The organism is Bradyrhizobium sp., from assembly GCF_035701725.1.
Classification (GTDB): Bacteria; Pseudomonadota; Alphaproteobacteria; order Rhizobiales; family Xanthobacteraceae; genus Bradyrhizobium.
Genome location: NZ_DASSRP010000103.1, coordinates 1 through 12,140, shown reverse-complemented (window position 1 = coordinate 12,140; position 12,140 = coordinate 1). Strand labels below are relative to the sequence as shown.

Here is a 12,140-nt window from a genome sequence, read left to right as displayed (position 1 = left end):
CGTGCCAGCAGCACTTGCGAGAAATAGGCAAGCGCCGCGCTGAGCACACGGATGATGAAGATGGTGCCCGCGAGGCGCCGGGTCAGCGAGGCTTCGCCGGCGCCGCCGGTCAAACCGGCGAGCATCGATCGCAGGCGGGCGATCGCGCCTTGCGGCTGGCTGTCGGTGGGTTGAGCGTCGATCGCGGCCAAGGCGGAAGGTCCTCATGCCACAGGTCGCGGCATAGCTTTGGCTATCAACACTTCGTTAAGAATCGGTTGGAAGGCGGCTATTTGTCTGAAGGCGCTATTCGAGATTGATGTTGAACTCGTAGGAGCGGTCGCCGCCGACCAGCGTCAATTTGAGTGCCGCGCCTTCCGGACTGGTTCCCGGCGGCACGCCGTCGAGCTGGAAGGAAAAGCGCTTCACCCCGGGCGGTCCATGCTCGACCAGTTTCGGAACCGGCAGCCCCCAATCCGGCGTGGGTCCCTCGACGAACAGGTTGACGGTTCTGGCATCGGGCGACAGCACGTCGACCAGCACCGTCGATTTGCCCTCGCGCTTGACGTCTCGAATGGTGAGTGGATTGGGGTCGCCGACCGAGGCGGGCTTGGGAACAGTGTCGAGCGCCGCGAACAGCACGCTGTCTTCGGTGCTTGCGACGCTGGCGAAGGCCAGCTCCGTGTGCGCCTCGACCGGAATGCAGATCTTTTCGCAAACGGCATAGCTGATGTCGGCGCGAAGCGTTACCGGCTTGTCGTTGCTCTTGGGCACGATGCGCAGCGGCAGAACCACCTGATCGTGATAGCCGAGCGAGAATCCGCCGGCACCATCATCAAATTTCGACGGAGCGGGCCATAGAACCGTCACGGCCTCGACATTATCGGATTTGGAAAAATCAAAGCGCGGCGGAACGCCGGAATCGCCGGAGGTACGCCAGTAAGTCTTCCAACCCGGATCGAGTTGCACGGCGATGCCGCCGAGCAGCACCGGCCCGCTGCGCGAACCGGCCAGCAGCCGCACAGCAGCATGCGTTCCCTTTTGCCATGGCGAGGCGTCCTGCGCCTGTACCTCGATCGGCAGGAGCGAGGCGAGCGCGGCCAAGGCAAAGAGCGCGCTCGATCGTGAGGGCGCTCGCGTCCGAGAAGGTGGAACCATCATATTCATAAAGCGTCCTTAACTCCGGGCGAAATTGCAAGCCATTGAATTGCTTGTGATGCACGTCGAAACTGAGGCCAGGCTTGATTGACAGAAGCGAGGCCCAATATCAGGATGGATCATATAGCGAGTCTTTGGCTATGAGTTCTGAGGACAAGAAAGCCAAGTTTCGGCCGAGAACGGTTCGCCGCGAAATTATTGGCGCTGGCGAGGCCGCAGGCCGCCGCTATCTCGACGGACAGCTATTGATCGCGATGCCGGTCATGGGTGACCCTCGCTTCGAGCGCTCGGTAATCTATCTCTGCGCGCATTCCGCCGAAGGCGCGATGGGGATCATCGTCAATCGTCCGGCGGGCAGCATCGATTTTCCCGGTCTTCTGGTGCAGCTCGAGATCATCAAAGAGGCCGACCAAATCAAGCTGCCGGAAAACGCCGAGAGCCTGAAGGTGCTCAAGGGCGGCCCGGTCGAGACCGGCCGCGGCTTCGTGCTGCATTCCAGCGATTTCTTCATTCAGGACGCGACGCTGCGGATCGACGAGGAGATTTGTCTGACCGCAACCGTCGATATCCTCAAAGCCATCGCCAAGGGCGCCGGGCCCAAGCACGCGATCCTGGCTTTGGGCTATGCCGGCTGGGCCGCGGGTCAGCTCGAAAGCGAGATCCAGGACAATGGCTGGTTGCACTGCGACGCCGATCCCGATCTGATCTTCGGCAACGATGTCGAGGAAAAGTACGGCCGCGCGCTGCGCAAGATCGGCATCGATGTCGGCATGCTCTCGAACGAAGCCGGGCACGCATAGCTGTCGGTAACCACCGTCACCGTCATTGCCAACGCTAGCGAAGCAATCCGGAGTCAGCCTACAGACTGGATTGCTTTGTTGCGTCGCCCTCGCAATGACGCAACATCGGCGCCTGCTGGATCACTCCGCCGCCTGCTGTGCGACCGTCGGTTCGGTACCGGCGACGGTGGCGCGCCGCATGTCGCGCGGCTGCGACTGATCGTAGCGGCGGACGCGATGCATCGTCTGCCGATTGTCCCACATCACAAGATCATGCACCGTCCATTTGTGGACGTAGACGAATTCGCGTTGAGTGGCGTGTTCGGTGAGGTCGCGCAGCAGAAGCCGTGCTTCCGGAACGCTCATGCCGAGGATCGCGCCGGCGTGTGAGGACAGATAGAGCGATTTGCGCCCGTGAACCGGATGGGTGCGCACCAGGCGCTGCCGCACCGGCTTGAACATCTGCTTTTCTTCCTCGGTGTAGTCGAGAAAGCCGAGCGAGCCGCGCGAATACATCAGCGAGTGTTCGCAGATCAGGTCCTCGATCTCTGCCTTGGTCTCCTCGTCGAGCGCGTCATAGGCCGCTCGCATGTCGGCGAACTCGGTGTTGCCGCCTTTGGGGTTCACCACGCGCGCCGACAGCAGCGAGAATTTGGCCGGGATCGGACGAAACGAGCTGTCGGAATGCCACAGGCAGTTACCGAGATTGAACAGGTGCGTGCGGTGATCGCGCGGCAGCGGCTTGCCGTCCTTGCCGAGATTGGAGACGTCGTTGAGGCCGGAGGTGAGGCGATAGTCTTCCTTCTTGGTGACGGTGCCGCCACGGGCGTTCTCGCGCTCGCCGAAATTGCGGGCAAACGCCAGTTGCTGTTCGTCTGAGATGTCCTGATCGCGAAATAGCAGCACGGCGTATCTGTCCATGCCGGCTTCGATGTCGCGGGCTTCTTCCGCGCTCAAGGGCTTTCGCAGATCGATGCCGGAGACCTCCCCGAAGAAATGCGGATGAAGCTGGCGGATCGTCACGGCCATGGCGTGCCTCCCTGACGCGATTGGGCAGGCGGCTTCGCCGCCTTGTTTTCAGGCAAGGCTACTCCCGGTCCATGCGAAGTCAACGCACTCGCAGCCCGCGCTGCTCGCAGGACAGGCCTGTGCGAATACCGGATTTATTGCGCGACGTTGCCAGGCGGGACCGACGCCGACCGTCCGACACCCGCCGGCGGCCGCGGCGGCGTAGCGGGACCGGACGGCGGGTTGCGCGGCTGCGGCTGGACCTGACGCGGCGCGGGCGCCGGGCCGCCGAAGCCGAAGAAGTTGCGGATCGATGGGGCGCTTTGCGCGGCCGGGCCCCCCGGAGCGGTTGCGGGCCGTTTCTGTTTCGATGGCGCTTGAGGCTGGGTGGTGGCCGGTGTTCCCTCGGGCGAAACCGACGCGACCGGCGTGTCGCCTTTGGCCTGCTCACGTCCGACCTCACGGCGCGGCCAGGAGAAATCGTCGGCGCGTCCGGCAGGCGGCGTCAGCGGCTCGCCTTTCACCAGCGTTCGTGCGACCAGCGCATCGACGGCGGCCGGACGTGAGCCCGGTCCGCCCAGCAATTGATCGGTGCCGACTGAGGACGCCACCAGCGGCACGATCGGGCCGGCGAGCGGGCGAGGTGCGGGTTGACCGGGCTGCGCATTGGCATCGGGCGTCGCCGGCTCGCTCGGCAAGGTGATCGGCGCGGAGCGGGAGGCGAGCAGGCGCGTGATTTCGCGTTCGACATAGTGCGCCAATTTGCGCGCGCCCGCCTTGGTGAAGTAGACGCCGTCATAGGAGCGCAGGCGGCGGATCTGGCCTTCGAAATCGGGACCCTGTTGCAGGAAACGTCCGGCTTCGTCGACAAAGCCGTCCCAGACGTCGACATAGGTGATGCCGGCCTTGTTCGCGCCTTCGCGATAAAGCGAATCGAGAAACAGCGTGTCGGCGGTCGCCTTGGCGCCGCGCACCGCCGGCAGCCCGACCCAGACGACCGGCACACCCTTGCTCTTGAGGACCGCGATCATCTCGTCGATCTTCTTGTTGTAGAGCTCGACCCAGCGTTCGTCGTGAAATTCGACGAGACCGTTAGCCGAGCGCGCGCCCCTTTCCGGCGCTATCACCTGAGGCGTCTCGCCGTTTTCCGCATCGTCCGATTCAGCATCCTGGGTCTTGTCATCGGGCTTGGCCGGCTCGGCCGCGGCGTCGTTCTTGGGCTCGGATTTGCCATCCGGCTTGGCTTCGCCCGGCTTGCGGGCCTCTTTCTTGTCGCCCTTCTTCTCGGTCTTGGCTTCGGATTTTTCCGCGGCCGGTTCGCGGATCGAAACGCGGTCGTTGAGACCGAGCATCACGACGATCACGTCCGGCTTCTCGGAAGCAAGGATGCCCTTGGCCGCCGCGGCCCAGTCGGCGGGATCACCCTTTGGCTGATAATGGATCAGGCCGGAAACGGTCTTGTGCCGCCGGATCACGCCCATGTCCGGTTGTTCGGCGTAGGCATCCTCAAGGCCGTAGGCGAGCCAGTCGGCCATCGCATCGCCGAGCACCAGCACGTTGTGCTCGGCCACCGTGTCACGCTTCTGCGGCGGCGGCGCCTTGGAATAGTTCTCCGCCGGCTTTGGCGCCTGCTGCTGGAACGGGGCGAACAGGTCGCCGCCAAACCAGCCGCCGGGCCCGCGGGGCCCCGGTTGGGGGCGCGGCGGCGGGCCGCCAAAATTGAAGAATTGCGCCGACGCCGGCGCCGCAACGCCGATCAAAAACGCGACCGCGAAGGCGACCAGCGGGCCAGTCTCCGTGAACAGTCGCAGAAAGGATCGGGTCTTTCGCATACGGCTTCGTCGCAATGGGGTGTGACGGTTAGGATACTAGCAAAATCGGGCTGCAAGCGGGCAGATTTCCTGCCCAGTTGTGGAGCGCTTACTCCGCGCTAGCTCTTTGATTCCAAGGCAAGTTCGTAGAGCACGATCCGGTTCCGATGGGAACTGGTTTTGGGGCCGCAGGGGGGCCGATGGGCCAAACAAGGTTACCTGCGACCGGGGTTCGGCTTTACTGTCCGCGCAGGCGGTCGAGCATTGCGGAGGAGGCAAAGCCGTCGGCAGGCGCGCCGATCGAGGCCTGAAAGCCGCGCAGCGCCTCCCGGGTTTCGCCGCCGAACTGGCCGTCCGGCGTGCCGCGATAAAATCCGCGCTGCGCCAGCAGTTGCTGCAATTCCAGCCGCTCGGCCCGCGACAGCTCGCGCTCACCCCGCGGCCAGGCCTGCACGAAAGGCGCGCCGCCGCGCAGGCGGTCGGCGAAATGGCCGATCGCCAGCGCATAGGCCTCGGCTGGGTTGTACTTCATGATCACGCGGAAGTTCTGCAGCATCAGAAAGCCCGGCCCCTCGGCGCCGGCGGGCGCCAGCAGGTAGGCCTTGTCGCTCGTTGGCGGGAAAGCCTGCCCATTGGCGCGTTTGAGCCCCAGATGCTCCCATTGCGCAAGCGTCATCGCCTTGGCACGGTCCGCCAGCATGTAATTGAAGCCCTTCGGCACCACGACCTCAAAGCCCCAGCTCTGGCCGCTCTGCCAGCCGTCTTTTTTCAGGTTGTTGGCGGTCGACGCAATTAGGTCAGCCGGGTCGTCGACGACGTTGCGGCGGCCGTCGCCGTCGGCATCGACCGCATAGCGTTTGAAGGCCGTCGGCATGAACTGCGTCGGCCCGAATGCACCGGCCCAAGAGCCGCGCATCTGTTCGACGCTGAGATCGCCGTGGTGCAGGATTTCCAGGGCCGACAGAAATTCGTCGCGGAAATATTTCTGGCGGCGGCCGATGCAGGCGAGCGTCGCGGTCGACTGCAGCACGCTGCGATCGCCCATCTGTGTCGAATAATTGGATTCGATGCCCCAGATCGCCGCGATGATGTAGCGGTCGACACCGTAGGCCTTTTCGGTCGCATCGAACTGCGCCTTGTATTTGGCGAGAATCTCGCGGCCCCGAGCAAGGCGGTTGTCGTTGACCAGGATGTCGAGATAATCCCAGATCGACTTGGTGAATTCCGGCTGCGAATCGAGCAGGTCCATGATGCGCAGGTCGGGCGAAAGCCCGGCCGTAAAGCGCTGAAAACTCTCCTGCGAAATATTGCGCCGCGCGGCGTCGGGCCACATCGAGGCGACGCAATTGTCGAAGTTCGCGGCGGCTTCGCGAATCGCGCTTGCGGTCATCAGGGGATGGCCGGAGGCGCCGTCCTCGCCGCTCCACTGCGTCGCGCCGCCGGGCGAGGCCGGTTGGGTCGGAGATGTCGAGCCGGTCTGGTCGGATTTCGACTTGAAGATATTGCCGAGGAAATCGAGTGGGCCACTGGCCGACTGGGCAAGCGCTGGCTGCGACCACAACAGTACGGCCGCGAGAACAACCGCGCCTGTTTGCCGCATTGGTCGTTTGGTTGGATACCACATACCTCACCCGTCAAATCCGTCGAAAGCCGGTATTCAGGAGGCTTTCATCTGGTTTCCATCAGCTTAACAAAAGCGGGTTTTTTGCGTTAGGGACTGGGCCGCCGATCGGAAAAGGAGCGCTTCGGAGGAACCGAAAAGCCCATATCGGCCTTTGTTCTCGGCCTTAAACCCGCTACCAACGTTATTTTATCGACACGTCAGCCAAGGCAGTACCATCCCATGAAAATCCGCAAAGCCGTCTTCCCCGTCGCCGGTCTCGGTACCCGCGTGCTGCCCGCCACCAAGGCGATGCCGAAGGAAATGCTGACCATCGTCGACAAGCCGCTGATCCAGTACGTGGTCGACGAGGCCAAGGAGGCCGGCATCGAACATTTCGTCTTTGTCACCGGCCGCAACAAGGGCGTGATCGAAGATCATTTCGATCGCATGTACGAGCTCGATGCCACGCTGTCGGCGCGCGGCAAAAAGACCGAGATGGATATTCTGGCGCGCGACCAGCCGCCGGCGGGCGCGATGAGCTTCACGCGCCAGCAGGCGCCGCTCGGCCTCGGTCATGCGGTGTGGTGCGCGCGGGACATCGTCGGTCACGAGCCCTTTGCGGTCGTCTTGCCCGACGAACTCGTGCTGCACACCCCCGGATGCCTGGCGCAGATGATAGAGGCCGCCGGCAAGCTTGGCGAGAAGTCGAATCTGATCGCGGTCGAAGCGGTGCCGGATCATCTCACCCATCAATACGGCATCTGCGGTGTCGGCAAGCGCAACGGCAAGGTGTTCGAGGTCGATGGCATGGTCGAAAAGCCGGCCAAGGGTACCGCGCCCTCGAACCTCTCTATTACCGGGCGCTATATCCTGCAGCCGGAGATCTTCGACATCCTGGAAACCCAGGAGCGCGGCGCCGGCGGCGAGATTCAGCTCACCGACGCGATGATCGGTCTGTCGAAAAGTCAAAAATTCTACGGCGTCGAATTTGACGGCGAGCGGCACGACTGTGGTTCCAAGCCGGGCTTTCTGCGCGCCAATATCGCCTTCGGCATGGCGCGTCCCGAGCTGCGCGAGGGTCTGCTTGCGGAGATGACGAAGTATTTGGGGAAGTGACGACAGGGGCGCTGGGCGCTCATGTCGTCATTCCGGGGCGATGCGAAGCGTCCAACTATGGCGCGCAATTGCGCACCTGAGGATCTCGAAGTTCGGGTTCGGCTCTACGGCCGCCCCGGAACGACGACACAAGTCGCTCACGCTGCCAGCGACAGCTTCGTCCCGGAGGCAACGACCGTGCGGTTGCGGCCGCTCGCCTTGGCGGCATAGAGCGCTTCGTCAGCCGCTCTGATCATGGTGGTCCATTCGGTCTTGACGTCCGGGATCATGCTTGCCGCGCCGATGCTGACCGTCGTGGTCGCGGCTTCGCCGCACCATTGCTCGACCTTGATTCGGATGGTTTCGGCCACCCTGAATGCCTCGGTCGGTGACAAGTCCGGCAGCAGCACCGCAAATTCCTCCCCGCCATAGCGCGCGGCGCAGTCGCCGGCCCGGTGCACGGAATCCGAAATGCAGATCGCAATTCCGATCAGCACCTCGTCTCCGGCCTGATGTCCGTAGGTGTCGTTGAAGGATTTGAAATGATCGGCGTCGATCATCAAGAGCGCCAGCGGCCGCTTCTGCCGCGCCGCGCGCCGCCATTCGGTCTCGATCGCCGCGTCAAACTTGCGGCGGTTGCGCAGGCCGGTGAGGGCGTCGGTGGTGGCGAGCTCCTCGAGCTTTTCTTCGGCGGCAGCGCGGCGGCCGATTTCGTGCGCCAGAAACAGCGTCGCGCCGAGCACGAAAACTGCGAGCGTCGCCATAATGGCGCCGATCCGGGTCGCTTCGACGCGCCACAGCCGATAGATGTCCGCCCACGGCTTGCCGACAAGAACGACGAGCGGCCGCGTGCCGTCCTTCCAGACGTAAAGACGCGGCGAATGTGTCGGCGTTGCAATGCCGGAATAAGAGCCGCTCGGCTCGGACAGCACGCGCTTGACCCCCGGCAGGTCGCCCAGGTATTTGCCGATGATATCGAGATCGAAGGGCGTCCGCATGATGACGGTGCCATCGCGCCGGAACACCGTGATCACATCATTCGGATCCAGCCGCAGCCGCCCAAACAGATCGTGAAAATAGGAAAAACGGATCGAGCCGGCGACGACGCCGAGGAAGCTGCCGTCGTCGCCCGTGATGCGGCGGCTAAGCACGATGGCATAGGCGCCATGATGCAGCATCGGGCGGCTGATGAAGAGGCCGACATTCGGCTGGTCGCGGTGGACCGCGAAATACTCCTCGCCGCTGCGGTTCTCCGGCAGCGGGTCGAGCGTCGAGGCATCAACGATGAGTTTTCCGGTGGAATCGAACACCTGGATCGCGCCGAAATGCCGCGCGGTGGCTATCCGATCGAACAGGATCAGTTGCCGCAGCGATTTGCTGACCTCCTTGATCTCCGGAGCCATCATGTTGTTGGCGACCGAACGCAGCGAAAGATCGTACAGTTCGACGTTGCGGCCGATGTCGGAATCGATCCCGGACGCCAGATTTTCCAGTGTCTGGCGCGCCAGCTCCTCTTCGCTGCGCCTCATGTCGAGCATGACGTTGACACAGATCGCCGAGAAGCCGATCACCGTGATGACGGAACAGGCGATCAGCAGCTTTGCCGATAGCCGCCAAGGCCGGCTGGCCTTATCCTTGCGCCGTCCAAATTCCATCACTTCGCTCCCGAAGATGACTGGGAATGCGCCGCGAATGGTTGCTGTCGGCTTAAATCGGGCCGGACAGGACTGTAATGCGTTAACGTTTCGTTGCTGAGGACCGATAGTGACCAATTACGACGCGCTACGCGATTACCTGAAGGTGCAGAGGCAGGCAGAGCTCGTGCTGAGCTTCGAAGAGATCGAGGAGATCATCGATGCAGCCCTGCCGCGGGCGGCGCAGCGCGCTTCGTGGTGGGAGACGCTGCGCAGCCCGCAGGAAAAGATGCCGCAGCGGGAAGCCTGCATCGAGGCCGGCTTTATCGCCACCCGTCAGCCGGACGGCAAAAGCGTGAAGTTCAGGAAGATGCCGCGGGCGCGCTGAGAAATGCCGACCCGACCGTCGTCATTCCGGGATGCGCCAAGCGCAGGCCCGGAATCCATTTATCCAAGGTTCTTGGTGTGCCATGGATTCCGGGCTCGCTCGTTTCACTCGCGCTTCGGAATGACGCTTCGCGTCAGCTCGCGGCCTCCAGCCTGACCTCGGTCAATAGCCGCATGGCAGCGTCCGCATCCATCGGCTCGCCGAAAGCGAAACCTTGCGCGTATTCGCAGCCCAGTTGATAGAGCTCGACCGCGTCGGAATCGGTCTCGGCGCCTTCGGCGACCACGTCCATGCCGAGGTCGTGGGCGAGCGCGATGATCGATTTGAGGATCACCGGGCGCGTGCCGCGGCTCGTGGTGCGCACGAACGACTGGTCGATCTTGATGGTGTCGAACGGGAACCGTTGCAGATACGACAGCGACGAATGCCCGGTACCGAAGTCATCGAGCGACAGGCCGGTGCCGAGCTCGCGGATCCGCGCCAGCATTTGCGCCGCGTGTTCCGGATTTTCCATCACCAGCGATTCGGTCAATTCGAGTTTCAGCGTGCCGCGCGCCACCGACGAGCGCGACAACACGGTGCGGATGTCGTGAATGAGATCATGGCGGAGCAACTGGCGCGAGGACACGTTGACGCTGGCGAAGATCGGCTCGCGCGAGCGCATCGCGCGCTGCCAGACCGACAGTTGCCGCGCCGTGCGGTCGAGCACGAAGGTGCCGAGATCGACGATCAGGCCGATTTCCTCGGCGATGGTGATGAACTCGATCGGCGACATCCGTCCGAGCTTGGGGTGGTCCCAGCGCGCCAGCGCCTCGAAGCCGGCGACCGAGCGGTCCTCCAGCCGCACGATCGGCTGGTACAGGATCGTGATTTCCTCGCGCTCGATGGCGCGGCGCAACTCGCTCTCCAGCGTCAGGCGGTCGGTCTTCCGCGCCCGCATCGCCGGCTTGTAGACGTCGATGCGGTCGCCGCCGATGCGCTTGGAGTGATACATCGCAAGCTCGGCGTCCTTGATGATCTCGTCGGTGAGCTGGGTCTGCGGGTCGGACAGTGCGAGCCCGATCGAGGCGGTGAGGAAAATCTCGCGGTCGTTGAAGGCGATCGGCGCGCGGATGGTCTTGCGGATGGTTTCGGCAAAGGCGGTGATGCGCGCGGGGTCCTGTTCCGACATCAGGATCAGGCCGAACTGGTCGCCGGCGAGCCGTGCCAGCGTATCCTGCGGCTTGAGAATGCGCGTCAGCCGCCGTGCCAGCGTCAGCAGGATGGAATCGCCGACCGCGATGCCGACGGAATCGTTGACTTGCTTGAAGCGGTCGAGGTCGATCACCATCAAGGTCGGCCGCAAGGTCGGCATGGTCTTGGCGAAATTGGCGACCGCGTTGAGGCGGTCGATGAACAGCTTGCGGTTCGGCAGGCCGGTGAGGTTGTCATGCACCGAGTCGTGCAGCATGCGCTCTTCGGCGTTCTTGATCTCGGTGACGTCGGTGAGCGTGCCGATCACGCGCGAGACCTCGCCGTCGGAGCCGACCACGGGGCGGGCCTTGAGCGCGAACCACATGAAGTGGCCGTCCGGCGTGCGCAGGCGGAAATCCTGCACCAGCCGTCCGCGGCGCTGGTCAAGCACGCTGTCGAGCGCCGCGCGAAAACGATCCTGATCGAGCGGGTGCAGCACCTCGAGCCATTTGGCCGCCGGCCCTTCCAGCGTGCCGCGCTTAAGGCCGAGCAGGCTTTCGGTCTCGGGGCTGGTGAAGACCTTGTCGGAGGAGACGTCCCAGTCCCAGATCAGATCACCGGAGCCGGCGAGCGCCAGCGCGCGCCGCTCGACGTCGGATACGATACCGGTGGAGGCGCCGCCGCCGGCGAAGGCGTGCTGCATCACCGTAAAGCCGATCAACATCACGATCAGGACGAGGCCGCCGAGCAATGCGGGGCCGACGATGTCGTTGGTGACGCTGCCCGCAATGGTCATGCCGGCCGCGATCACCCAGACGACCAGCAGGAACCAGGTCGGGATCAACAGCACCGCGCGATCGAAGCCGTGGGTGGAGAGATAGACGATCAGCGCAAAGCCCGCGATCGCAATCAAGACCAGCGACATGCGCGCGATGCCGGAGGCCACCGCCGGGTCGAACAAAGCGAGCGCGACCAGCGAGCCGAGAAACGCCAGCCAGCCGACGGTGATGTGCGAGTAGCGTACGTGCCAGCGCGAAAGGTTGAGATAGGCAAACAGGAATACCAGCAGCGTCGCCGCCAGGATCGCTTCGCCGCCGGCGCGCCAGACGCGCTCGGCGTTGTTCGACATGTCGAGCACCTTGCCCCAGAATCCGAAGTCGACCCCGATATAGACCAACACCGCCCAGGCAAGCGCGGCCGCCGCCGGAAACATGATCGAGCCCTTGACCACGAACAGGATGGTCAGCACCAGCGCCAACAGGCCGGAGATGCCGATCACGATGCCCTGGTAAAGCGTGAACGAATTGACCTTGTCCTTGTAGGCTTCGGGCTCCCACAGATAGAGCTGCGGCAGCTTGTCGGTACGCAGCTCTGCCACGTAAGTGACGACCGAACCCGGATCGAGCGTGATGCGGAAGATGTCGGCGGTCGCGCTCTCCTGCCGCTCCGGCCGGTCACCGGTCGACGGCGTGATGGTCGCGATGCGCGACAGGCCGAGATCGGGCCACAGCA

General features: G+C 63.7%; 9 protein-coding genes and 1 pseudogene. 3 read left to right on the top strand and 7 right to left on the bottom strand.

Annotation, left to right across the window (positions count from 1 at the left end):
- Both VFL62_RS05625 and VFL62_RS05620 read right to left on the bottom strand, forming a co-directional pair.
- A pseudogene (locus VFL62_RS05625) lies at positions 1-191 on the bottom strand (flippase); the annotation flags it as partial.
- A gap of 94 nt (positions 192-285) precedes the next feature.
- Positions 286-1,137: a protein-disulfide reductase DsbD domain-containing protein gene (locus tag VFL62_RS05620; protein ID WP_414644617.1), complete on the bottom strand. Its 852-nt coding sequence runs from the start codon at positions 1,135-1,137 to the stop codon at positions 286-288.
- A gap of 140 nt (positions 1,138-1,277) precedes the next feature.
- Here VFL62_RS05620 and VFL62_RS05615 point away from each other — a divergent pair, with 140 nt between their 5' ends.
- Positions 1,278-1,937 carry a YqgE/AlgH family protein gene (locus tag VFL62_RS05615; RefSeq protein ID WP_325171385.1) on the top strand — a complete coding sequence of 220 codons (660 nt, stop codon included), beginning with the start codon at positions 1,278-1,280 and terminating at the stop codon, positions 1,935-1,937.
- Between the two features lie 120 nt (positions 1,938-2,057).
- Here VFL62_RS05615 and VFL62_RS05610 read toward each other — a convergent pair whose 3' ends face one another.
- The 3 genes from VFL62_RS05610 to VFL62_RS05600 all read right to left on the bottom strand — a co-directional run bounded on the left by VFL62_RS05610 (position 2,058) and on the right by VFL62_RS05600 (position 6,335).
- Entirely contained in the window at positions 2,058-2,945 is an 888-nt protein-coding gene (locus VFL62_RS05610; RefSeq protein ID WP_325171384.1) for a TauD/TfdA family dioxygenase, read from the bottom strand.
- 134 nt (positions 2,946-3,079) lie between these two features.
- On the bottom strand, positions 3,080-4,756 hold the full coding sequence (locus VFL62_RS05605; RefSeq protein ID WP_325171383.1) for a DUF459 domain-containing protein: 1,677 nt from the start codon (positions 4,754-4,756) through the stop codon (positions 3,080-3,082).
- A gap of 217 nt (positions 4,757-4,973) precedes the next feature.
- On the bottom strand, positions 4,974-6,335 hold the full coding sequence (locus VFL62_RS05600; protein ID WP_325171382.1) for a lytic murein transglycosylase: 1,362 nt from the start codon (positions 6,333-6,335) through the stop codon (positions 4,974-4,976).
- 243 nt (positions 6,336-6,578) lie between these two features.
- On the opposite strand from VFL62_RS05600, the gene VFL62_RS05595 reads away from it, so the two are divergent.
- Positions 6,579-7,454 (top strand): UTP--glucose-1-phosphate uridylyltransferase, encoded by an 876-nt coding sequence (locus VFL62_RS05595; protein WP_325171381.1) that lies wholly within the window; start codon positions 6,579-6,581, stop codon positions 7,452-7,454.
- Between the two features lie 137 nt (positions 7,455-7,591).
- On the opposite strand, the gene VFL62_RS05590 is transcribed toward VFL62_RS05595, so the two are convergent.
- Positions 7,592-9,088 (bottom strand): diguanylate cyclase, encoded by a 1,497-nt coding sequence (locus VFL62_RS05590; RefSeq protein ID WP_325171380.1) that lies wholly within the window; start codon positions 9,086-9,088, stop codon positions 7,592-7,594.
- Between the two features lie 109 nt (positions 9,089-9,197).
- On the opposite strand from VFL62_RS05590, the gene VFL62_RS05585 reads away from it, so the two are divergent.
- Positions 9,198-9,455, top strand: a complete 258-nt coding sequence (locus VFL62_RS05585; protein WP_325171379.1) for a DUF7662 domain-containing protein — start codon at positions 9,198-9,200, stop codon at positions 9,453-9,455.
- Positions 9,456-9,588: 133 nt separating this feature from the next.
- Here the strand turns inward: VFL62_RS05585 and VFL62_RS05580 are convergent.
- A partial coding sequence (locus VFL62_RS05580; RefSeq protein ID WP_325171378.1) for an EAL domain-containing protein occupies positions 9,589-12,140 on the bottom strand: 2,552 nt, incomplete at its 5' end.

Coding starts and splice junctions, on each gene's coding strand:
- VFL62_RS05605 (WP_325171383.1), bottom strand. CDS start 4,756: ATGCGAAAGACCCGATCCTTTCTGCGACTGTTCACGGAGACTGGCCCG.
- VFL62_RS05610 (WP_325171384.1), bottom strand. CDS start 2,945: ATGGCCGTGACGATCCGCCAGCTTCATCCGCATTTCTTCGGGGAGGTC.
- VFL62_RS05600 (WP_325171382.1), bottom strand. CDS start 6,335: ATGCGGCAAACAGGCGCGGTTGTTCTCGCGGCCGTACTGTTGTGGTCG.
- VFL62_RS05615 (WP_325171385.1), top strand. CDS start 1,278: ATGAGTTCTGAGGACAAGAAAGCCAAGTTTCGGCCGAGAACGGTTCGC.
- VFL62_RS05620 (WP_414644617.1), bottom strand. CDS start 1,137: ATGGTTCCACCTTCTCGGACGCGAGCGCCCTCACGATCGAGCGCGCTC.
- VFL62_RS05590 (WP_325171380.1), bottom strand. CDS start 9,088: ATGGAATTTGGACGGCGCAAGGATAAGGCCAGCCGGCCTTGGCGGCTA.
- VFL62_RS05595 (WP_325171381.1), top strand. CDS start 6,579: ATGAAAATCCGCAAAGCCGTCTTCCCCGTCGCCGGTCTCGGTACCCGC.